Source organism: Ichthyobacterium seriolicida (genome assembly GCF_002369955.1).
GTDB lineage: Bacteria > Bacteroidota > Bacteroidia > Flavobacteriales > Ichthyobacteriaceae > Ichthyobacterium > Ichthyobacterium seriolicida.
In genome coordinates, this window is sequence record NZ_AP014564.1 from 1079920 (window position 1) to 1101488 (window position 21569).

Annotated in this window: 37 protein-coding genes; all 37 read left to right on the forward strand. The window is 34.2% G+C overall.

Annotated features, from left to right (window positions below):
- Positions 1 to 19: 19 nt before the first annotated feature.
- The 37 genes from rpsJ to murI all read left to right on the forward strand — a co-directional run bounded on the left by rpsJ (position 20) and on the right by murI (position 21551).
- Complete coding sequence (gene rpsJ, locus JBKA6_RS04005; protein ID WP_096686083.1) at positions 20 to 325, forward strand: 30S ribosomal protein S10; 306 nt, start codon at positions 20 to 22, stop codon at positions 323 to 325.
- 38 nt (positions 326 to 363) lie between these two features.
- A complete protein-coding gene (gene rplC, locus JBKA6_RS04010) occupies positions 364 to 984 on the forward strand; it encodes a 50S ribosomal protein L3 (protein ID WP_096686085.1) in 621 nt (206 codons plus the stop codon).
- Positions 985 to 986: 2 nt separating this feature from the next.
- Positions 987 to 1613 (forward strand): 50S ribosomal protein L4, encoded by a 627-nt coding sequence (gene rplD / locus JBKA6_RS04015; protein WP_096686087.1) that lies wholly within the window; start codon positions 987 to 989, stop codon positions 1611 to 1613.
- Positions 1614 to 1616: 3 nt separating this feature from the next.
- A complete protein-coding gene (gene rplW / locus JBKA6_RS04020) occupies positions 1617 to 1910 on the forward strand; it encodes a 50S ribosomal protein L23 (RefSeq protein WP_096686089.1) in 294 nt (97 codons plus the stop codon).
- Between the two features lie 9 nt (positions 1911 to 1919).
- Positions 1920 to 2753: a 50S ribosomal protein L2 gene (gene rplB / locus JBKA6_RS04025; RefSeq protein ID WP_096686091.1), complete on the forward strand. Its 834-nt coding sequence runs from the start codon at positions 1920 to 1922 to the stop codon at positions 2751 to 2753.
- 16 nt (positions 2754 to 2769) lie between these two features.
- Entirely contained in the window at positions 2770 to 3042 is a 273-nt protein-coding gene (gene rpsS / locus JBKA6_RS04030; protein WP_096686093.1) for a 30S ribosomal protein S19, read from the forward strand.
- Between the two features lie 18 nt (positions 3043 to 3060).
- Entirely contained in the window at positions 3061 to 3483 is a 423-nt protein-coding gene (rplV, locus tag JBKA6_RS04035; protein ID WP_096686095.1) for a 50S ribosomal protein L22, read from the forward strand.
- The gene (gene rpsC, locus JBKA6_RS04040) at positions 3484 to 4200 is read left to right on the forward strand and encodes a 30S ribosomal protein S3 (protein WP_096686098.1); all 717 of its coding nucleotides are present in this window, start codon (positions 3484 to 3486) and stop codon (positions 4198 to 4200) included.
- A gap of 9 nt (positions 4201 to 4209) precedes the next feature.
- Entirely contained in the window at positions 4210 to 4629 is a 420-nt protein-coding gene (rplP, locus tag JBKA6_RS04045) for a 50S ribosomal protein L16 (protein ID WP_096686100.1), read from the forward strand.
- A gap of 13 nt (positions 4630 to 4642) precedes the next feature.
- Entirely contained in the window at positions 4643 to 4834 is a 192-nt protein-coding gene (gene rpmC, locus JBKA6_RS04050) for a 50S ribosomal protein L29 (protein ID WP_096686102.1), read from the forward strand.
- Between the two features lie 16 nt (positions 4835 to 4850).
- Positions 4851 to 5108, forward strand: coding sequence for a 30S ribosomal protein S17 (gene rpsQ, locus JBKA6_RS04055; protein ID WP_096686104.1), 258 nt, complete (start codon positions 4851 to 4853; stop codon positions 5106 to 5108).
- Positions 5109 to 5115: 7 nt separating this feature from the next.
- Positions 5116 to 5484, forward strand: a complete 369-nt coding sequence (gene rplN, locus JBKA6_RS04060) for a 50S ribosomal protein L14 (RefSeq protein WP_096686106.1) — start codon at positions 5116 to 5118, stop codon at positions 5482 to 5484.
- Positions 5485 to 5494: 10 nt separating this feature from the next.
- Positions 5495 to 5809 (forward strand): 50S ribosomal protein L24, encoded by a 315-nt coding sequence (gene rplX, locus JBKA6_RS04065; RefSeq protein ID WP_096686108.1) that lies wholly within the window; start codon positions 5495 to 5497, stop codon positions 5807 to 5809.
- A complete protein-coding gene (gene rplE, locus JBKA6_RS04070; protein ID WP_096686110.1) occupies positions 5809 to 6369 on the forward strand; it encodes a 50S ribosomal protein L5 in 561 nt (186 codons plus the stop codon). Before rplX ends, rplE begins: the two co-directional genes overlap by 1 nt.
- A complete protein-coding gene (gene rpsN / locus JBKA6_RS04075; RefSeq protein WP_096686112.1) occupies positions 6362 to 6631 on the forward strand; it encodes a 30S ribosomal protein S14 in 270 nt (89 codons plus the stop codon). Before rplE ends, rpsN begins: the two co-directional genes overlap by 8 nt.
- Positions 6632 to 6715: 84 nt before the next feature.
- Positions 6716 to 7117 (forward strand): 30S ribosomal protein S8, encoded by a 402-nt coding sequence (rpsH, locus tag JBKA6_RS04080; protein WP_096686114.1) that lies wholly within the window; start codon positions 6716 to 6718, stop codon positions 7115 to 7117.
- A 12-nt stretch (positions 7118 to 7129) separates the two neighbouring features.
- Entirely contained in the window at positions 7130 to 7672 is a 543-nt protein-coding gene (rplF, locus tag JBKA6_RS04085; protein ID WP_096686116.1) for a 50S ribosomal protein L6, read from the forward strand.
- Between the two features lie 12 nt (positions 7673 to 7684).
- Positions 7685 to 8044: a 50S ribosomal protein L18 gene (gene rplR / locus JBKA6_RS04090; protein WP_096686118.1), complete on the forward strand. Its 360-nt coding sequence runs from the start codon at positions 7685 to 7687 to the stop codon at positions 8042 to 8044.
- Between the two features lie 4 nt (positions 8045 to 8048).
- The gene (rpsE, locus tag JBKA6_RS04095; protein ID WP_096686120.1) at positions 8049 to 8570 is read left to right on the forward strand and encodes a 30S ribosomal protein S5; all 522 of its coding nucleotides are present in this window, start codon (positions 8049 to 8051) and stop codon (positions 8568 to 8570) included.
- A 6-nt stretch (positions 8571 to 8576) separates the two neighbouring features.
- Positions 8577 to 8759 (forward strand): 50S ribosomal protein L30, encoded by a 183-nt coding sequence (gene rpmD, locus JBKA6_RS04100; protein ID WP_096686122.1) that lies wholly within the window; start codon positions 8577 to 8579, stop codon positions 8757 to 8759.
- A gap of 17 nt (positions 8760 to 8776) precedes the next feature.
- Positions 8777 to 9226 (forward strand): 50S ribosomal protein L15, encoded by a 450-nt coding sequence (gene rplO, locus JBKA6_RS04105; protein WP_096686124.1) that lies wholly within the window; start codon positions 8777 to 8779, stop codon positions 9224 to 9226.
- Positions 9227 to 9235: 9 nt separating this feature from the next.
- Positions 9236 to 10576, forward strand: coding sequence for a preprotein translocase subunit SecY (secY, locus tag JBKA6_RS04110; protein ID WP_096686126.1), 1341 nt, complete (start codon positions 9236 to 9238; stop codon positions 10574 to 10576).
- Between the two features lie 4 nt (positions 10577 to 10580).
- Positions 10581 to 10796 (forward strand): translation initiation factor IF-1, encoded by a 216-nt coding sequence (gene infA, locus JBKA6_RS04115; RefSeq protein WP_096686128.1) that lies wholly within the window; start codon positions 10581 to 10583, stop codon positions 10794 to 10796.
- A 12-nt stretch (positions 10797 to 10808) separates the two neighbouring features.
- Complete coding sequence (ykgO, locus tag JBKA6_RS04120) at positions 10809 to 10925, forward strand: type B 50S ribosomal protein L36 (RefSeq protein ID WP_096686130.1); 117 nt, start codon at positions 10809 to 10811, stop codon at positions 10923 to 10925.
- A gap of 18 nt (positions 10926 to 10943) precedes the next feature.
- A complete protein-coding gene (gene rpsM, locus JBKA6_RS04125) occupies positions 10944 to 11318 on the forward strand; it encodes a 30S ribosomal protein S13 (protein ID WP_096686132.1) in 375 nt (124 codons plus the stop codon).
- A 20-nt stretch (positions 11319 to 11338) separates the two neighbouring features.
- Entirely contained in the window at positions 11339 to 11725 is a 387-nt protein-coding gene (gene rpsK, locus JBKA6_RS04130) for a 30S ribosomal protein S11 (RefSeq protein ID WP_096686134.1), read from the forward strand.
- 39 nt (positions 11726 to 11764) lie between these two features.
- A complete protein-coding gene (gene rpsD, locus JBKA6_RS04135; RefSeq protein ID WP_096686136.1) occupies positions 11765 to 12367 on the forward strand; it encodes a 30S ribosomal protein S4 in 603 nt (200 codons plus the stop codon).
- A gap of 32 nt (positions 12368 to 12399) precedes the next feature.
- Positions 12400 to 13383, forward strand: a complete 984-nt coding sequence (locus JBKA6_RS04140) for a DNA-directed RNA polymerase subunit alpha (RefSeq protein ID WP_096686138.1) — start codon at positions 12400 to 12402, stop codon at positions 13381 to 13383.
- A gap of 30 nt (positions 13384 to 13413) precedes the next feature.
- Positions 13414 to 13968 (forward strand): 50S ribosomal protein L17, encoded by a 555-nt coding sequence (rplQ, locus tag JBKA6_RS04145; protein ID WP_096686140.1) that lies wholly within the window; start codon positions 13414 to 13416, stop codon positions 13966 to 13968.
- 139 nt (positions 13969 to 14107) lie between these two features.
- Positions 14108 to 14542, forward strand: a complete 435-nt coding sequence (gene dut, locus JBKA6_RS04150; protein WP_096686142.1) for a dUTP diphosphatase — start codon at positions 14108 to 14110, stop codon at positions 14540 to 14542.
- A 31-nt stretch (positions 14543 to 14573) separates the two neighbouring features.
- Positions 14574 to 15446 carry an NAD(+)/NADH kinase gene (locus JBKA6_RS04155; protein ID WP_096686145.1) on the forward strand — a complete coding sequence of 291 codons (873 nt, stop codon included), beginning with the start codon at positions 14574 to 14576 and terminating at the stop codon, positions 15444 to 15446.
- Positions 15443 to 16219 carry a DUF6089 family protein gene (locus JBKA6_RS04160; protein WP_096686147.1) on the forward strand — a complete coding sequence of 259 codons (777 nt, stop codon included), beginning with the start codon at positions 15443 to 15445 and terminating at the stop codon, positions 16217 to 16219. The genes JBKA6_RS04155 and JBKA6_RS04160 overlap by 4 nt, the downstream gene beginning before the upstream one ends.
- A gap of 38 nt (positions 16220 to 16257) precedes the next feature.
- Positions 16258 to 16992, forward strand: coding sequence for an isoprenyl transferase (locus JBKA6_RS04165; RefSeq protein ID WP_096686149.1), 735 nt, complete (start codon positions 16258 to 16260; stop codon positions 16990 to 16992).
- A gap of 8 nt (positions 16993 to 17000) precedes the next feature.
- Entirely contained in the window at positions 17001 to 19520 is a 2520-nt protein-coding gene (gene bamA / locus JBKA6_RS04170; RefSeq protein WP_096686151.1) for an outer membrane protein assembly factor BamA, read from the forward strand.
- Positions 19521 to 19576: 56 nt separating this feature from the next.
- Positions 19577 to 20092: an OmpH family outer membrane protein gene (locus JBKA6_RS04175; RefSeq protein ID WP_096686153.1), complete on the forward strand. Its 516-nt coding sequence runs from the start codon at positions 19577 to 19579 to the stop codon at positions 20090 to 20092.
- 11 nt (positions 20093 to 20103) lie between these two features.
- Positions 20104 to 20640, forward strand: coding sequence for an OmpH family outer membrane protein (locus tag JBKA6_RS04180; protein ID WP_096686155.1), 537 nt, complete (start codon positions 20104 to 20106; stop codon positions 20638 to 20640).
- 116 nt (positions 20641 to 20756) lie between these two features.
- A complete protein-coding gene (gene murI, locus JBKA6_RS04185) occupies positions 20757 to 21551 on the forward strand; it encodes a glutamate racemase (RefSeq protein WP_231952034.1) in 795 nt (264 codons plus the stop codon).
- Positions 21552 to 21569 lie beyond the last annotated feature (18 nt).

Here is a 21569-nt window from a genome sequence, read left to right on the forward strand (position 1 = left end):
ACACACACAGGGGTATATCATGAGTCATAAAATTAGGATAAAGTTAAAGTCGTACGATTATAATTTGGTAGATAAATCTGCAGAGAAGATTATAAAAACTGTTAAGTCTACGGGAGCTATTGTAAGTGGTCCTATTCCACTTCCGACCCATAAGAGGTTTTTTACAGTTTTGCGTTCTCCACATGTCAATAAAAAATCTAGAGAACAGTTTCAATTAGTATCTTCCAAGAGGTTGTTAGATATTTATAGTTCTTCTTCTAGAACTATAGATGCTTTGATGAAGTTGGAATTGCCTAGTGGGGTGGAGGTAGAATTGAAAGTTTAATTGTTTTAGAATTCTGAAAATAAAAAATTATTAGACAAATGTCTGGATTAATAGGTAAAAAAATAGGAATGACTAGTCTTTATGATGATAGAGATAACAGTGTTCCTTGTACTGTAATAGAGTGTGGTCCCTGTGTAGTTACGCAGATTAAGACTGAAGAAAAAGATGGTTATTCGTCTGTTCAATTAGGTTTTGATGATAAAAAAGATAAGAATACTACAAATGCTTTAAAGGGTCATTTTGCTAAGGCGAATGTGAGTCCAAAGAGAAAGTTAGTAGAATTTCCTAGTGATGAATATTCAGATATTAAGTTAGGATCTGTTCTAAAAGCTGATTATTTCACCGAAGGTATTTTTGTCGACGTGACGGGTATTTCCAAGGGAAAAGGTTTTCAAGGTGTTGTAAAACGTCATGGTTTTGCTGGTGTTGGAGATGCTACTCATGGTCAGCACAATCGTATGAGGGCTCCTGGTTCTATAGGAGGGGCGTCATATCCTGCTAGGGTATTTAAAGGCATGAGAATGGCTGGAAGAATGGGAGGAAATAAGGTGAAGGTTCAAAATTTGCTGGTATTAAAGGTAGATGCAGAGAAAAATATTTTAGTTGTAAAAGGGGCTATTCCTGGGGCTAATAACTCATATGTAATTATAGAAAAATAGTAATGGAATTATCAGTATTAAACATCGAGGGTCGCGACACGGGCAGGAAAATAGATTTAAAAGATTCTGTGTATGGTATAGAGCCAAACCAACACGTCGTTTATTTAGATGTAAAGAGATATTTAGCAAATAATAGACAAGGTACTCATAAGTCAAAAGAGAGATCTTTTGTAAAGGGTAGTACTAGAAAGCTTAGAAAACAAAAGGGGTCTGGTCTAGCTCGTGTTGGAAGTATAAAATCCCCTATATTCAGGGGAGGGGGGCGTATTTTTGGTCCTACTCCTAGGGATTATTCTTTAAAGGTAAATAAGAACACAAAAAAGATAGCGAGAAAATCGGTATTTACCATCAAAGCTAGAGAAAATAGAATAAAAGTTTTAGAAGATTTTTCTTTTGACGTTCCTAAGACAAAAGATTTTAGATCTATATTGAAGGCTTTAGATATCAACAAAAAAAAGTCTTTATTTATATTGCCAACAGAAAATAAAAATATATATTTGTCGTCTCGAAATTTTAAGGAGGCTAATGTTATAACTGCCTCTGATATAAACACTTATTCTCTTTTAAAGGCTTCTGAAATTATACTTATTGAGGGAGCTATTAGTAAGATAGAAAATATTTTAGCTTAAATTATGAACAGGATTATACAAAGAGCTGTCGTTACTGAAAAGGCAAATTCTCTTTCTGAAAGGGAAAATAAGTATACTTTTTTAGTTGATCCTAATGCTAATAAGATTCAGGTAAAATTATCTGTGGAAAATTTTTACAATGTTCCTGTTAAAAAGGTTAGGTTGATGAACTGTTCAACCAAAGCTAAGGTAAAGAATACCAAGTCTGGAGTAATAAGAAGTAAGTCCAAAGTTTTTAAAAAAGCTATAGTTGAGGTTTCCGAAGGAAAAAGTATAGATTTTTATAGTAGTATATAGTAAAGTTGTATGGCGACAAGAAAATTAAAACCAACTACTCCTGGACAGAGATTCAAGATAGATAATATGTTTTCAGCTCTTTCGGGTAGTAGTTCACCCGAGAAGAGTTTATTGTCTACAAAAAATCGTAGCGGAGGTCGTAATAATAGTGGTAGAATAACTGTTCCTCACAGAGGGGGCGGACATAAGAAGAGATATCGTATAATAGACTTTAAGAGAGATAAGCAGAACATCCCGTCTGTAGTGAAATCTATAGAGTACGATCCTAACAGAACAGCTTTTATAGCTCTGTTATTCTATGCAGATGGAGAAAAGAGGTATGTCATAGCTCAGAATGGTTTAAAGGTAGGTCAGACTCTCTTATCTGGAGAAACTGTAGCTCCTGATGTAGGTAATTGTTTGCCGTTATTTAAAATCCCTTTGGGTACTGTGATTTCTTGTATAGAGTTAAATCCAGGTCAGGGAGCTTCCATAGCTAGAGGTGCAGGTGCCTCTGCTCAATTGGTGGCTAGAGATGGTAAGTATGCTATTATAAAACTTCCTTCAGGACAAGTTAGGATGATATTGAAAACTTGTTTTGCAACTGTAGGTGTAGTTTCTAATTCAGATCATCAACTAGTTGTAAAGGGTAAGGCTGGAAAGAATAGATGGTTAGGGAAGAGACCTAGAACACGTCCTGTTGTTATGAACCCTGTGGATCATCCTATGGGGGGTGGTGAAGGTAAGGCCTCTGGTGGTCATCCTAGGTCTAAGAATGGTATTCCTGCAAAAGGATACAAGACTAGATCTAAGACTAAGTCTAGTAATAGATATATAATTGAGCAAAGTAAAAAGAAAAGGTAAGTTTAAGTAAAGTATTATGGCTCGTTCTTTAAAAAAAGGTCCCTTTATAAATTTCAAGTTAGAAAAAAAGGTTTTAGCTGCTGCTGGAGCTTCCGAGGGTAAAAATGTAATTAAGACTTGGTCTAGGGCATCTATGATATCTCCTGATTTTGTAGGGCATACTATTGCGGTTCACAATGGAAAGCAGTTTATACCTGTTTACGTTACGGAAAATATGGTAGGTCATAAGCTTGGAGAGTTTTCCCCTACTAGGAATTTTAGAGGTCATGGCGGTAAGAAGAAAAAATAATGAGTTATAGTTTTTATTATGGGCGTTAGAAAAAGAAATTCAGCTGAGAAATTAGCAGATGTTAGGAGGTCCTTAGCTTATGCTAAGCTAAATAGTTGTCCTACTTCTCCCAGGAAGATGCGTCTTGTAGCGGATCTGATAAGGGGAGTTGAGATAAATAAAGCTATAAGTGTACTTAAGTACTGTCCCAAGGCTTCATCTATAACTTTGGAGAAGTTATTGTATTCAGCTGTTGTTAACTGGCAATCTAAAAATGAAAATGATAAGATTGAGGATCAAAATTTGATAGTTAAAGAAGTGCAGGTTAATAGTGCTTCTTCTATTAAAAGGATGAGGCCTGCTCCACAGGGTAGAGGACATAGAATAAGAAAGCGTTCTAATCACGTTATTATAACGATTGGAAATAAGGAGGAAAAAAACACGAAAAATACTGTTAAATAGATGGGCCAAAAAACAAATCCAATAAGTAATAGATTAGGTATTATTAGAGGTTGGGAATCTAATTGGTACGGGGGCAATGATTACGGGAATAAGATAGTAGAAGATAATAAGATAAGAAAATTCATCAAGGCTTCTCTTTCTAGAGCTAATGTTTCTCGTATTATTATAGAGAGAACTTTAAAGTTTATCACCGTTACTATAACTACTTCTCGTCCTGGCTATGTGATAGGTAAAGGAGGGCAGGATGTAGATAGGTTAAAAGACAAATTGAAAATTCTCACTGGTAAAGAGGTTCAGATTAATATTGTAGAGATAAGAAAACCTGAGTTAGACGCTTTATTAGTAGCCGATAGTATTGCTCGTCAAATAGAAAATAGGATATCTTACAAGAGAGCTATAAAAATGGCTATTCAAGCTACTATGAGGATAAATGCAGAGGGTATAAAAGTTCAGGTTGCAGGCCGATTAAATGGTGTTGAGATGGCTAGGGTAGAGACTTATAAGGATGGAAGAATACCTCTTTCTACTTTCAGAGCCGATATAGATTACGCCTTGGCCGAAGCGCATACTACTTATGGTAGAATAGGTGTTAAGGTTTGGATTATGAAAAATGAAGTTTACGGTAAGAGAGAGTTATCTCCTTTAGTTGGCTTAGATTCTAAAAAGTCTAGATTAAAAGGAGGAGCAAGTGATAATAGATTTAACAATAGAAAATAATAGAAGATAATGTTACAGCCTAAGAGAACGAAATTTCGTAAGATGCAAAAAGGCAGGATGAAGGGTAATGCCGCAAGGGGGTGTTCTCTTTCCAATGGGCTTTTCGGAATGAAAAGTTTGGAATCTTGCTGGATAACTTCCAGGCAGATAGAGGCTGCTCGTATAGCTGCTACGCGTTATATGAAGAGGGAGGGGCAGTTATGGATAAATATTTTTCCAGATAAGCCAGTTACCAAAAAACCAGCTGAGGTTAGGATGGGTAAGGGAAAAGGTTCTCCAGAGTATTTTGTGTCTGTAGTTAAATCTGGCAGAATAATGTTTGAAGTTAGTGGAGTTCCTTTAGCTGTAGCTAAGGAGGCTTTGAGATTAGCTGCTCAAAAGATGCCTGTTGTGACTAAGTTTGTTGTAGCGAGGGATTTTGTAGGATAATATAACTAGAATTATGAAGCAATCAGAAGTTAATGGTCTTTCTGTTGATCAGTTAAAAGAGAAGATATCAGAGAAAAAGGCTCTATATCTCAAATTGAAGATGGAGCATGCGGTAACTCCTTTGCCTAATCCTATGGAGTTAAGGTCTACTAGAAGGGATATTTCTAGAATTAATACTGAGTTGACTAAAAAGATACAAGAGTAATTTTATTATAGATGTTATGTTAGAAAGAAATTTGAGAAAAGAGAGGATAGGAGTAGTTAGTAGTCAGAAAATGGATAAGTCTATAGTTGTATCTGAGGTTAAGAGAATTAAACATAGTATGTATGGTAAATTCGTATTGAAGACTAAAAAATACACGGCTCATGATGAAGATAATTCATGTAGAGAGGGGGATAAGGTTCGTATAATGGAGACTCGTCCTTTGAGTAAAAGGAAGAGATGGAGGTTGGTTGAAATAATTGAAAGAGCAAAGTAATTGAATTATGTTGCAACAAGAATCTAGATTAAAAGTAGCTGATAATACAGGAGCTAAAGAGGTTTTGGTAATTCGTGTCTTGGGAGGGACTAAGAGAAGGTATGCTTCCATAGGCGACAAGATAGTTATAACTGTTAAGGCATCTTCCCCTAATGGGAGTATTAAAAAAGGTGATGTAGCTACGGCTGTTGTAGTTAGAACTAAAAAGGAGATTAGAAGAAAGGATGGTTCTTACATAAGGTTTGACGATAATGCTTGTGTTTTGTTAAATGCTAGTGGAGAGATGATGGGGACTCGTGTTTTTGGACCTGTTGCTAGAGAGCTAAGGGATAAGAAATTTATGAAAGTTATATCATTAGCACCTGAAGTATTATAAAGCATTTCATATGAAAAAAATAAAGATAAAGAAAGGAGATACTGTAGAGGTTATTTCTGGATCCTCAAAAGGGAAAAGGGGGGTGGTAAAATCTGTTTTGTACGGTAAGGATAGGGTTGTGGTTGATAATGTGAATTTAGTTTCTAAACATTTGAAACCTACTTCAAATAACCCTCAGGGTAAGATAGATAAATTAGAGTCTCCTATTCATATTTCTAACGTATCTTTGCTCGACCCTAAAAGCGACAAACCAACTAGAGTTGGGTATAGGTTTGATGGAGAAAATAAGATTAGATATTCTAAAAAATCAGGAGAAGCAATATAATGAAATATACACCTAGGTTAAAAGAGAAATATAAAAGCGAGGTAATAACTTCGTTAGTTGAGCGATTTAGCTATAAAAATGTTATGCAAGTGCCTAAATTGCAGAAGATTGTTATAAGTCAGGGTTTGGGTTTAGCTATTTCAAATAAAAAGATTTTGGAATCTGCTTTAGATGAGTTGGCTTTGATATCTGGACAAAAGGCAGTTGCTGTGGCTTCTAAGAAAGATGTGTCTTCATTCAAGCTTCGTAAGGGTATGAATATAGGGGCGAAGGTCACTTTGCGCAGGGATAAAATGTATGAGTTTTTAGACAGATTATTATCTGTAGCTCTTCCTAGAGTCAGGGATTTTAGAGGTCTGAATTACAACAGTTTTGATGGCAGGGGTAATTATAACTTTGGAATTATAGAACAGATTATTTTTCCTGAAATAAATATTGATAAAGTTACTAGAATTAGCGGTATGGATATTACCTTTGTAACTTCGGCTAATACTGATGAGGAAGGGTATGAATTGTTGAAAGCTATTGGCTTTCCTTTTAAAAAGAAGATAAATGGCTAAAGAATCTATGAAAGCTCGTGAGGTTAAAAGAGCTAAGTTAGTCCTCAAATATGCTGAGAAGAGAAGAATGTTGAAAGAGGCTGGTGATTATGTTGGATTGCAGAAATTGCCTAAGAATTCTTGTCCTACAAGGGTTCACAATAGATGTAAAATAACTGGTAGACCTAGGGGTTATATGCGTCAGTTTGGTATTTCTCGTGTAACATTTAGAGAAATGGCTAGTTTTGGACTTATTCCTGGTGTAAAGAAAGCTAGCTGGTAGTTTTTGTGGTGTTTATGTTTTTTTTTATCTAAAAAGCGTAGATCTTTGGGTGTTTGGTTTGTAATAGAAAATAAAAAGTAATATATGTTAACAGATCCTATAGCAGATTATCTGACTAGAATAAGGAATTCAGCCCTTGCTAGAAATAAGGTTGTTGAAATTCCTTCGACTAAGATAAAAAGAGAGTTGACGAAAATTTTGTATGATCAAGGGTTTATATTGAGTTATAAATTTGATGATTTAGGTCCTGCTAAGAGTGTGATAAAAATAGCTCTTAAATACGATAAAACTACTAATGAAAGTGTTTTGAAAAAACTCGTGCGTGTGAGTAAACCTGGATTGAGAAAGTACTGTTCTTCTAAAGAGATACCTAGAGTTTTAAACGGTTTAGGTTTGGCTATTGTTTCGACCTCTAATGGTGTGATGACTGGCAAACAAGCAAAGAAAGAAAATGTGGGAGGTGAAGTTTTGTGTTACATTTCGTAAAATAAATTTATAATGTCAAGAATAGGAAAGAGCCCCATTAAGATCCCAAAAGATGTCACTGTTGAACTTGAAGGGAATATCGTGACAGTCAAGGGGAAGTTAGGTGAACTTACCCAAGAGATAAAGGAAGTGACTTTGAGGAGGGAGGAAGATATTCTACATGTAGAGTTGTCTTCTAATAAGAAGGAGCACAAAGCTTTTCACGGTTTGTATCGTGCGCTTATAAATAATATGGTCGAGGGGGTTTCAAATGGATTTGTTAAACAACTAGAGTTAGTTGGAGTAGGGTATAGAGCTTCTAGTGAAGGTCAGGTATTGGATTTAACATTAGGTTTTTCTCATTCTATATCATTGGAAATTGTGCCTAATGTACAAGTTGAAACTATTACTGAGAAAGGTAAAAATCCTATAGTAAAGCTTACATCTTATGATAAACAGTTATTAGGATTAGTAGCGAATAAAATAAAGAGTTTGAAGAAAGTTGAGCCTTACAAAGGCAAGGGAATAAGATATTTGGGTGAGAAAATTAGAACAAAACAAGGTAAAACAGCTTAGTAGTAAGACATTATGGCAGTATTGACTAAAAGGGCTAGAAGGAATAGAATAAAGCTTAGGATTAGAAAGATAATTTCTGGGACACCCCAGAGGCCTAGGCTTTCTGTTTTTAGAAGTAATAAGAGTATTTACGCTCAGATTATAGATGATGTATCTGGTAAGACCTTGGTTTCTAGTTCTTCTAGAGAGAAGGATTTTGCTAAAAATACTGGCACTAAAACTGAGATAGCTACCTTAGTGGGTAAAAGTATAGCTGAAAAAGCTGTAGAGATTGGTATTGGAACTTGTTATTTTGACAGAAATGGATATTTGTATCACGGTAGAGTTAAAGCTTTAGCAGATGGAGCTAGAGAACAAGGTTTAAAATTTTAAATTTATGTTGAAAATTAAAAATGCTAATAGGGTAAAACCTAAGGGCTTAGAATTAGTAGATCGTCTAGTTAGTGTTCAGCGTGTTACTAAGGTAACTAAGGGAGGTAGAGCTTTCAGGTTTTCTGCTATAGTGGTTGTTGGAAATGAAAATGGTGTTGTTGGTTATGGTCTTGGTAAGTCTAAAGATGTGTCTGATGCTATAGCAAAGGCTATTGAGTACGGCAAGAAGAATTTAGTGAAAATACCACTGGTAAATGGCACATTGCCGCATGAACAAGAATCTAAGTTTTCTGGGGCTAAGATATTTATGCGTCCAGCCTCTCATGGTACTGGACTTATAGCAGGTGGTGCGGTTAGAGCTGTTTTGGAAACGGTAGGGGTAAAGGATATATTGTCAAAGTCAAAAGGTTCTTCTAACCCACATAATGTTGTAAAAGCTACAATAAATGGTCTTTTATCGTTGAAGAGTGCTAATCAAGTGGCTATAGAGCGAGGGATTCCATTAAAAAAGGTATTTAACGGTTAAAAAGTTATGGCAAAGATTAAAATAACTAAGGTTAAAAGTTCTATAAACCGTCCTAGTAATCAGAAGAGAACTTTAATAGCTTTGGGACTTAAAAAGATGAATAGTACTGTGCAACACAATGATACACCTCAGATACTAGGTATGGTGAGAAAAGTAAAGCATTTGGTTTCCTTAGAGGAAGTTAAGTAATATATAAATAATACGATATGGATTTAAGTACTTTAAAACCTGCTGAGGGATCTGTCAAGAATAATAAGAGAATAGCTAGAGGCGAAGGTTCAGGTAGGGGAGGAACATCTACTAGAGGACATAAAGGAGCAAAATCTAGGTCTGGTTTTTCTAAAAAGATAGGTTTTGAGGGAGGTCAGATGCCACTTCAGAGAAGGGTTCCTAAATTTGGTTTTTCTAACATAAACAGAAAGGAGTATAGAGGGGTTAACTTGGATGTTTTGCAATCTTTAGTAGATTCTAAAAAAATAAAAGATGAGGTTACTCCAGACATATTGGTGAGCAATGGTATAGCTAGTAATAGAGAATTAATTAAAATTTTAGCTAGGGGAGAGTTGAAGTCTCCTTTGAAGGTGTCAGTTCACAAGTTTTCTGCTAAAGCTAAGCAAGCTATCATAAGTAGTGGAGGGCAAGCAAAAGAATTATAATTTTATGTAATGGGGAATTTTATAACTACCATAAAAAATATTTCTAAAATAGAGGATCTTAAGAATAGGATTTTAGTTACTCTATCATTCTTATTGATATACAGATTTGGGTCTTATATTCCTTTGCCTGGAATTGATATTTCGCAGTTATCTGCTCTAGAGGATAGAGCAGCATCTGGTTTATTAGGTTTGTTGAATGCCTTTACTGGAGGGGCTTTTGCTAAAGCATCTATCTTAGCTTTGGGTATTATGCCTTACATATCTGCATCTATTGTGGTGCAGTTATCTGGTATAATTATCCCTTCTTTTCAAAAAATGCAAAGAGAGGGAGAGAGCGGTAGAAAAAGAATTAATCAGATAACGAGATTTTTAACTATACTCATATGTCTTATACAAGGCCCTACTTATATAACAACTATAAAAATTATGCTTCCCGAGGAAGCTATTTTATTGTCTGACACAATGTTTTGGGTTCTATCTATAGTAATATTGGTAACTGGAACAGTATTTGCTATGTGGTTAGGGGAGAAGATCACTGATAAGGGTATAGGTAATGGTATATCTTTATTGATTACAGTTGGGATTATAGCTCATCTGCCCCAGGCTTTTATGCAAGAGTTTGTATCTAAGATGGAACATTCTAATGGAGGTTTGGTCATATTGCTATTAGAGCTTGCTATTTGGCTTGTAGTTATAGCGTTTTCTATTATGCTTGTTCAGGCAGTTAGAAGGGTTCCAGTGCAATATGCTAAAAGGAGTGTTTCTGGAGCTGTGGCAACTGGAGGTGTTAGGCAGTATATACCGTTAAAAGTTAATTCTTCTGGGGTTATGCCTATTATATTTGCTCAAGCTATTATGTTTCTACCTATGCAGTTGTTTTCATTGTCTTCTAATGATATAATGCAAAAATTGTCTATTGTTTTTAGAGATATACACGGTCTGTGGTATAGTTTATTATTTGCTTTTTTGATAATTATGTTTACCTACTTTTATACGGCCATAACGGTTCCTGCCACTCAAATGAGTGATGATATGAAGAGAAATGGTGGTTTTATTCCTGGGATAAAACCAGGAATGGATACTTCTCAATTTTTAGATAAGGTTATGTCTAGAATTACTTTGCCTGGAGCTTTATTTTTGGCTTTTATAGCTATATTGCCTTCTATAGTAGTTAATATTGGCATAACTCAGAGTTTTGCCATGTTTTATGGAGGTACTTCATTACTTATTATGGTTGGTGTTGTGTTAGATACTTTGCAGCAAGTAAATTCATATTTGCTAAATCATCATTACGATGGTTTAATGAGAAGTGGTAGACTCAAAGGACGTATAACAGACATTAATTTATAATTTTATGGCCAAACAATCAGCAATAGAACAAGATGGGACGATAATTGAGGCTTTGTCTAATGCTATGTTTAGGGTAGAGTTGGAGAATGGTCATGTGGTTACCGCACATATTTCAGGAAAGATGCGTATGCATTATATACGTATTTTGCCTGGGGATAGAGTAAAGTTAGATATGACTCCTTATGATTTGACCAAGGGTAGAATTACTTATAGATATTAAAAAAAATGATATATGAAGACTAGAGCATCGATAAAGAAAAGAAGCGAAGAGTGTAAAATTGTTAAGAGAAAAGGGAGATTATATGTTATCAATAAAAAGAATCCTAGATTTAAACAGAGACAAGGATAATTAATATTCTATTATTTTATGGCTAGAATTTCAGGGGTAGATTTACCCAAAAATAAAAGAGGCGTAGTAGGGTTGACCTATATTTATGGAATAGGTCGTAGTACTGCTGCTAAGATATTAAGTGAAGCTAAGATTAGTGAGGATATTAGAGTATCGGATTGGTCTGATCAAGATGTCACTTCCATTAGAAAGGTCGTTTCTTCTTATACTATAGAGGGAGAGTTACGTTCTCGTACTCAGTTAGACATCAAGAGATTAATGGATATAGGTTGTTATAGGGGTATCAGACATAGGATGGGCTTACCTTTGAGAGGTCAGAGAACTAAGAATAACTCTAGAACTAGAAAGGGTAAGAAAAAGACTGTTGCAAACAAAAAGAAGGCGACTAAGTAATTATATGATTGTTGATTATTATGGCTAAGAAAACCACAAATAAAAATAGGAAAGTAAAGGTAGATGCAGTAGGTGAGGCACATATAAATGCTTCTTTTAATAATATTATAATATCTCTGACAAACAAATTAGGAGAGGTTGTATCTTGGTCTTCTGCAGGTAAAATGGGCTTTAGAGGATCTAAGAAGAATACTCCTTATGCTGCTCAGCTGGCAGCTGATGATTGTGTGAAGGTGGCTTTAGAAGCTGGGATGAAGAAAGTTAAAGTTTTTGTCAAAGGGCCTGGTAATGGTAGAGAATCTGCTATCAGATCTATACATAATTCTGGAATAGAGGTTATAGAAATAATGGATATAACTCCTATACCTCATAATGGTTGTAGACCTCCAAAGCGCAGACGTGTATAATATTTAAATTATGTGTAAGAAAAATAAAGATATTAGAGTATGGCTAGATATATAGGTCCTAAAACAAAAATAGCTCGTAAATTCGGCGATCCAATTCTGGGTGAAGATAAGTATTTTGAGAAGAGGAAATATCCTTCTGGAGAGCACGGTTTTTCTAAGCGGAGAGGAAAAAAGTCTGAATATTCTGTTCAGTTAGAACAGAAGCAGAAAGCCAAGTACACCTATGGTATATTGGAAAAACAGTTCTCTAATATGTTTAGGAAAGCTTCTAGAATAAAGGGTATTACTGGTGAAGTATTGCTTCAGCTATGTGAGTCTAGGTTAGACAACGTAGTATACAGGTTGGGTATATCACCTACTAGGGCTTCTTCTCGTCAATTAGTTTCTCATAGGCATATCACAGTAAATGGTAATACAGTTAGCATACCTTCGTACACTTTAAAGCCTGGAGATAAGATTGGGATCAGAGAAAAATCTAAGTACATGCAAGTTATAGAGGATTCTTTATCTAGTAGAGTGAGTTATGATTGGCTTACTTGGGATGAAGAAAGTAGAGTAGGGTCTTTTGTTTCTGTTCCTGAAAGGTCACAAATTCCAGAGAATATCAAGGAGCAGTTAGTAGTAGAGTTGTATTCTAAATAATAGTGTTACTTTAAATAGATAAGAAATAAAAGATGGGAATTTTAAATTTTCAAAAACCAGATGAGGTTTTAATGATTGATTCTGATGAGTTTCAGGGTCGTTTTGAGTTTAAACCTTTGGAGCCTGGTTATGGTTTAACCGTAGGTAATGCTATTAGAAGGGTATTGTTGTCTTCGTTGGAAGGATATGCTATCACTTCTTTGAAGATGTCTGGAATAGCTCATGAGTTTTCTTCTATAAAAGGTGTTATGGAGGATGTGACCGAGATAGTTTTAAATCTCAAACAGATTAGATTAAAGCAAATAGTTGATATAGATACTGAACAAGTAAATATATCTATCTCTGGAAAGGAAAAGATTTTATCTGAAGATATAGGTTCATTTTTATCTAATTTTGAAGTTATAAACAAAGATCTATTGATATGTAATCTAGATCCAAGTGTAAAGTTAGAATTTCAGATAACCATAGAGAAAGGTAGAGGCTTCGTGTCTTCGGAAGAGAATAAGAGGGTACCTGTATCTGAAGGTGTAATAGTCATGGATTCAGTTTTTACTCCTATAAAAAATGTAAAATACAGTATAGAGAACTTTAGGGTAGAGCAAAAGACTGACTATGAAAAATTACTTATGGATATCAAGACAGATGGTTCTATTACTCCAAAGGATGCTTTAAAAGAGGCATCTAAGATACTCATTCATCATTTTGCTTTGTTTTCGGATGAAAAAATATCTACTGAGGCAGACGGCAAAAGAGAATCAGATGTATATGATGATACTGTACTTCGTATGCGTAAATTACTCAAGACTAATCTAACAGATTTAGATTTGTCGGTAAGAGCATTGAACTGTCTTAGAACCGCTGAAATAGATACACTTGAACAGCTAGTAGGTTTTAGAGAGGACGACCTTATGAAATTCAGAAATTTTGGTAGAAAAACATTAGTTGAATTACAGTCTATTTTGGATGTTAAGGGCTTGAGTTTTGGAATGGATTTGAGCATATACGGTTTAAAATAAAAAGTTTATTACTTCATTTAGTAAAAAAATATGAGACACGCAAAGAGATTTAATCATTTAAGTAGGACGGCATCACATAGAAAAGCAATGTTAGCTAACATGGCTTGTTCACTCATTGAACATAAGAGAATAAACACTACTGTTGCTAAGGCTAGGGAGTTGCGTAAGTATTTAGAACCTCTTATGACTAAGTCTAAGAATGATACTACTAATTCTAGAAGAGTGGTTTTTAGTTATCTTAAGAGTAAGGAAGCTATTAATGAGTTATTTAGAAATATATCTGTCAAGATAGCTAGTAGGCCAGGTGGTTATACTAGAATTATAAAGACAGGAACTCGTTTGGGAGATAATGCTCAAATGTGTATGATGGAGTTAGTAGACTACAATGATATATACACGGCTAAAGATGTTAAAACCAAGACTACTAGAAGGAGTAGAGGAAAGAGTAAGTCTGACAAAGAGCCAAAACAGGAAGCTAATAAGAAAGATGTAGATATTGTTAATACTATGGAAGTTGAGGCTAGTGATAAATCCGTGGTAGATGATAAAAATAATATTGAGAATAATAAAGAGGATGATAAATAGAGGTTGATTTATTCTTTTTATTATTATGAAAAAAGCAGGTGAGGTATTTTTTTACTGTCTCCTGCATGCTCGCCCTATGGATTTACTATAGGGTTTTTTTTTGATTATAAGTTTATTTATTAAACATGTTATTATCTTTATGAGAGTAAAAATAATTGATAGGTCTACCCATGGCATGCCCAGTTATCAGACAGAGGGTTCTGCAGGTATGGATTTGAGGGCTAATATAGATACTAATTTAACTTTAAGGCCTTTAGAGAGGCTTATAGTTAAGACGGGATTATCTATAGAATTGCCTCAGGGTTTAGAGGCTCAGATTAGGCCTCGTAGTGGTCTGGCTATAAAAAGTGGAATCACAGTACTCAATTCTCCAGGAACTATCGATTCTGATTATAGAGGTGAGATATGTGTTGTGCTGATCAATCTATCTTCAGATGTTTTTGAGATAAAAAACGGAGATAGGATAGCACAAATGGTCATTGCAAAATATGAAAAAGTATCTTGGGATAAGGTAGAAGTAATTAGTGAAACGCAAAGGGGAGGAGGAGGCTTTGGAAGTACTGGAGTATTGTAGTTAATATCTTTTTCTAAGAATATAGAATCATATGAAAGTAGGGATTTTTAGTATAATAGAAACAGATCAGGTGTATGGCTGTATTTTAAAATTAAAAATTGCCTTGGATGAGCTCAATGTTGAATATGTCGTATTAGACAATCTAAAAGGCAAAAAAATATTTTCTCAAAACACAGCTAGTTTTTCTTCTTTTGAAGATTTAAAATCACAAATAGATTTACTCATCACAGTAGGAGGAGATGGAACTATTCTAAAAACCGTAGATTATATAAGAGATTCAGGTATTCCAATAGTTGGAATAAATATGGGAAGATTAGGGTTTTTGGCAAGTATAAAACAGGAGGAGATATCTCATAGAATAAGACAAATAATAAAGGGAGATTACAATGTTTTAGATAGAATATTACTATCTACTAGTTTCGATAAAAGTCATAGGTGTGCCAATGTAGCTCTCAACGAGGTTTATATTTATGGTGAAAACAACACTTCTATTATCAACACGGTGGTATCGGTCAATGATATATACTTGAATTCTTATTGGTCAGATGGTCTTATAGTAGCTACTCCAACTGGATCTACTGGATATTCTTTGAGTTGTGGAGGAGCCATTATAATGCCCGATACAAATAATTTTATCATTACTCCAGTAGCTCCTCATAATTTGAATTTGAGACCGATTATAGTTTCCGGGGATGATGTTATAAAAGTAAATGTAGTCAGGAGTACTTCTAAGTGTTACATGTCTTTAGATTCTAGGATTAAGGTTGATATAGATAAGGAAGAAATAATTATTAAGAAATCGGATTTTAGTGTTAAGACTCTAATTTTTAAAGATCAGAGTTTTTCATCAGCTTTACACGAAAAATTATTTTGGGGCATAGATGTAAGGAGTTCTAGGACATGAACAATTATACTATTTTTTTTTTCTTTTGGAGTACGGTTTTATTCGCTCAATACGGTGAAAAGCAAAAGTGTGAGATCACAACTGTATTTAGTACTAATAATTTAGTTAGTGATGTAGGAAATACACATTTTATAAATCCATCGGGATTTGGATTTGGTTTTGGATTTGGCTGGGTGATAAATGATAGATTTAACTTATTAACAAATTTAAAGTACAATTGGATAAATGAGACAGACACTAGAGCTACTGAAGCTTACAGAAAAAATAGGAATAAAAATATAGATCTTAATACAATTATGTTGTATGAAGTATTAGAGTTTAATTTTTTTCCTTTAGATGGAGGAAAAAATCTTTTTCATACCCCTTTTGTCTTTGTAGGTGTAGGTATTAAGATGTATATGTCAGAGTATAGTTATTTGATTTTTAGTGGTGTGGATAAGTTTGTACAGCAGAAAAAAAAAGTTATTGAGCCTGTGGCTTTTATTCCTTTTGGCATAGGCTATAAGTATTTGTTTTCTAGAGATTGGGCCTTGAAAGGCAGGATTATGTTTAACTGTATTTTTTCGGATAATATAGATTCTAGTAATCCTAATAAATCTAGATATATAGACAAACAGATCATAATAGACAACTCTGTTACAGAAGATTATGCTAAGGGTGAATCTATCAAGTTGTATAATAAAAATGTATTTGGTGATACAAGTAATTTTGATTGGTTTAATATTATAAGTTTGTCGTTGGTTTACACTTTTGAATTGAAGTGTGATTGTTAAGGGTTAGGCATAGAAATATTGAATTATTTTAAGTATTGATGGAAAAAAACGACACTATATCTAATGATAATATGCCTAGGCATTTGGCTATTATTATGGATGGTAATGGACGTTGGGCAGAAAAGAGGGGTTTGTTCAGAGTATTGGGTCATAAAAATGGAGTAAAAACTGTAAGACATATTGTAGAAGTCTGTTGTGAATTAGGAATAAAATACGTTAGTTTGTATGCTTTTTCTTTAGAAAATTGGAATAGACCTAAAAGTGAAGTGTCTAAATTGATGGATATGTTGAGATCTTGGACTAAAAAAGAATTACAAACATTCCAAGAGAATAATGTCAAACTAAATGTAATAGGAAATTTAGATAGGTTACCAGCCGATGTATCAGAGGATTTGAAAATGGTTGTCGAAAAGACATCTTCCTATGATAGGATGATTTTGACCATAGCTGTCAGTTATAGTTCTAGAATGGAGATCGTCGATGCTGCAAAGACTATTGCTTCGGATGTCAGTTCTGGTAAGATAAAAGTTGAAGATATAGATGATGTGCTTTTTGGCAAGAGATTATACACCAAAGATTTGCCAGATGTTGATCTTTTAATAAGAACTAGTGGAGAACAACGCGTTAGCAATTTTTTATTATGGCAGATATCCTATGCAGAATTGTATTTCACTAGTGTTTTATGGCCTGATTTTAAAAAGACACATCTTTTAAAAGCTTTGCAAGTTTATAGCAATAGAAATAGGAGGTTTGGTAAACTTTCAGAAGAATAAATTTAAAAATGACAAAAAAACTATCAAAGGTACTATTAGCAGGTTTTGTATTATTTATATCTGTTAGTACAAATATAAAAGCTCAAGAATACATAAGTACTTCATCTTTTAGAAATCCAGTAAGTTACATCATAAGAGACATAAAAATTGTAGGCAATAATCGTTTTGATTCTGATCCTATAATAGTTTTTTTGGGTTTAAAAAAAGGACAGGAAATAAGTATTCCAGGCGATGATATATCTAATATTATAAAAAAACTTTGGAAGCAATCGCAGTTTGAGGATATTTCAGTATACGCTTCGAAAGTCACAAAGGACAGTGTGGATATAGAAATATCACTAAAAGAGTTGACGCAATTATCAGAGTATGAGATATCGGGAATAAGCGAATCCGAAGCAGATGATATAGTTAAAGAGCTAAAACTGAATAAGGGCAGGATGATCACCAAAAATTTGATAACTGAGACAGAAAACTATATCAGGAATAAATACATAAACGATGGATATTTAAACACTGAGGTGAGAGTATTCAAAGAGGAGGATTTATCTGATAAGAAGGGGTCGATTTTAAAAGTAGATGTGAATTTACAGAATGCTATAAAGATAAATGACATAACTTTTAAGGGTAATAATTCCATACATTCTCGTCATTTAAAGGGGGAGATGGAAAAGACATTTGAAAAGAGTTTTTGGAATTGGTTTAAGACATCTAAGTTTGTAGACAAGGATTATCGTGAAGATTTAAACAAGGTAATAGACTATTATAAGAAAAATGGTTATAGGGATGCTCGCATATCAAGTGAAAGAGTTTATAAGTTTGACGATTACAATATCAATATAGAGATAGAGGTAGACGAAGGAAAAAAATATTTTTATAGAGACATAAAATTTGTTGGAAACTCAAAATACACCGATGAGCAATTACAGAGTATTCTAAAAATAGAGAAAGATGATGTTTACGATACATCACTGTTGAATAAAATGACTTCTGGGTCTCCAGATGGCGATGATATTAAGACCTTATATTTAGATCAGGGACATTTATTTGCGAGGGTTACTCCTGTGGAGGTTAGTGTGAAAAAAGATTCTGTTGATGTCGAAATAAGAATTTTCGAAGGAGAGCCAGTTACTATAAACAGAGTTATAGTCAAGGGAAATACTAGAACCAAGGATCACGTTATCTTGCGTGAGATAAGAACTAGGCCAGGTCAGTTGTTTAGCAAAACAGATTTACAGCGTTCATTTAGGGAGATAAGCCAATTGTCTTTTTTCGATCCAGAAAAAATAGGTATAGTTCCCAAACCAGATCCTTTGACTAATACTGTTGACATAGAGTATTCTTTGGTCGAAAAGTCCAGCAGTCAAATAGAATTACAAGGAGGTTGGGGCAGGAATCAATTTATAGGTAGTCTAGGACTCTCTCTTAATAATTTATCAGCTGGCAGTTTATTTGATCCCGATGAGTGGAATCCTATCCCTATGGGTGACGGTCAAAAAATATCTTTGAGAGTGCAGGCTAGTGTTTCTCATCAGACATATAGTTTTTCATTTACTGAACCTTGGTTGGGAGGAGAAACTCCTACTAATTTATCATTTTCTGCTCATCATACAGTTCAAGTTCCCTTTGATAGCAGGAGACGTGGAAGGGATAGCAATAGTAGTATGGGAATCACTGGTGTGACTGTAGGTTTAGGAAAGAGGTTAGAATTTCCAGATGACTATTTTGTTTTGTATCAAAGTTTAAATTTTAAGAGATATTCTCTTGAGAACTACAGGTTAAATCTATTGAGTTTCTCAAATGGAAATTCAAATGGAATTACATATTCTGTCTCTTTAGGTAGAAATTCATCAGGGCCTAGTCCTATTTATCCTAGAACAGGTTCAGATGTAAGTGTTTCTATAGAGCTGACTCCTCCGTATTCTTTGTTTATGAAAAATGAGAATGTGCGTCCAGGAGACGATGCTACTACAGAGGAATTAGAAGACTACGATAGGAAAATACACAAGTGGGTGGAGTACTACAAGGTGAAGATTAAAAACATTTGGTATTCTCAAGTATTCTTAGAGGATTTAGTTTTTAGAGTAGGTTCGGAGATGGGTTTTATAAATGCATATGACAACGAGATTTTATCTCCTTTCGAACGTTTTTATTTGGGAGGAGATGGGTTGAATCAATATCCCGACGGTAGAGAAAACATAGGTTTGAGGGGATATGCCAATAATAGTTTATCCACACAGGAGGGGGCGACTATTTATAATAAATACAACATTGAATTGAGATATCCAGTAGTTTTAAGTCCTACTGCTAGTATTTACTTACTCAGCTTTGTAGAAGCTGGTAATTCTTTTTTAAATTTTAAAGACTACGATCCCTTTTTGTTAAAGAGATCAGCTGGTTTTGGAGCTAGAATATTTATGCCGATGTTTGGAATGTTAGGAATTGATTTGGGGTATGGTTTTGATGGAACCTTAGGAAATAATAATAAATCTGGATGGCAGACACATTTTGTAATTGGTCAACAATTTTAAGATTAGCGCAGTTTAATTACAAAAAATAATTAAATTAGCGCGCAATTTGTCTCTTTATGAGTGTTAAAAGTACAATATTTCTAACTGTATTTTCTTTTTCATCTTTGTTTTCAGCGGCTCAGAGGATTGGATATGTAGATGTGAAGTACATCTTAGAAAACTTTCCTTCTTATAAGGAGGCACAGGGGCAGATAGATCAATTGTCTAAGGAGTGGCAATCGGAAATAGATCTTAAGAACAAGGAAATCAAAAAGGTTCAGAATGAATTTCTTGCTAACAAGGCATTGTTTACCGAGGATATGATTAGAGAAAAGGAAAGTGAGATAGGTTTATTAGAGAAAGATCTAGAAGGGTTGAGGTATAAGAGATTTGGGCCCGATGGAGATCTTATTATAAAGAGACAATTATTTGTAAGACCTATACAAGATGAGGTGTGGAATGCAGTTCAGGAGATAGCTAAAAAGAGGAGATTAGATTTTGTGTTGGATATATCGTCGAGTGGTTTGTCGGTATTGTATGCTAACAAAAAGCTTGATTATAGCGAGGATGTATTGAAAATAATAAATAAATAACAATAAAAATTATGAGTGGAACTTTTAAAATAAAAATGACTTTAACGAATTGTGTCAAGAGTATTTCTGTTTTGGTGTTTAGTTTGTTTTTTGTCCAGGCGTCTCATGCTCAGATTGGGCATGTAAATAGTGCCGAAATATTAACTGTTATGCCAGAGACCAAAAAGATAGAGACTGAATTAGAATCTATAAGAAAGACTTATGAAGACGAGCTCATGGTAATGGTAAAGGAGTTAGAGGAAAAAAATAAAAAATATCAAAAGGAGGCTACAGGTAAGGGAGATGCTATAAATGAACAGAGGATGAAAAGTTTGCAAGAGATGCAAATTAGAATTGAAAAATTTAGAGAAACTGCTGCTACAGAGTTACAACAAAAACAGATCAAGTTAATGGAGCCTATCAGAGATAGGATTAGAGTTGCCATAGAGGCTGTAAGAAAGGCTAAGAAATTAGATTATATACTCGATGTAATATCAGGAGGAATAGTAGCTTTTGACCCTTCAAAGGATGTGACCTCTGATGTAAAAAGTAAGTTAAAAACAAGTTAAAAGTTTAGAAAAAGTAAATAAAAGAGATCTAATATTTCGAGCGAGGGTAAGTGCTTTAAAAGCAGGTGCTTTGTCTGAGTTGTTATTTTTTTGTCTTTTTTTATTTTTATTCAAGTGTGGGGAATCGACCAATAGGCATATTTGACTCTGGTATAGGCGGTCTAACTGTAGCTAAGGTGATGTTAGACCTGCTCCCCAATGAGAGGTTCATATATTTTGGTGATACAAAAAACCTTCCTTATGGAGAGAAGTCTCCTGAGTCTATAATAGAATACTCAGACAGGATAGTTAATTTTTTAATTGAAAAGAATTGTAAGGCTATTGTCATTGCTTGTAATTCAGCTTCTTCCATAGCCTATAGCCATATATCTTCTTTGGTTAAGGGAGATAATGTATTGGTTTTTAATGTGATAATTCCAGCTGTTAAACAGGTTCTTGAAAGCAAATTTAAAAGAGTAGGGGTTATAGCCACCAGGGCAACTGTAGATTCTCACATATACTATTCTAGTCTTAATAGCAAGGGGATAGAAGTAAGAGAATTAGCTACGCCTCTTTTAGCTCCTATGATAGAGGAGGGGTTTTATAAAAATTCTGTTAGTTATTCTATTATATCGGAATATTTATCTAACTATAAATTACAAGGTATAGATAGCCTAATCTTAGGCTGTACTCATTACCCACTCATACGTGATCAAATAAATAAGTATTATAATTTCAGTGTTGCTACTATAGATTCAGCTGAATATTTATCACGTGATCTAAAGTCTGATTTAATAGCTAAGGGTATTATCAATTCATCTTTGGCAGAGTGTGAGATAGAGGTATTTGTATCTGATTACACACAGTATTTTTATAAAACATCCCAAGTTATATTAGGTAGAAGTGTCAAGTTAGAAAAAATAAATTTATGATTGATTTTCAATATCTCA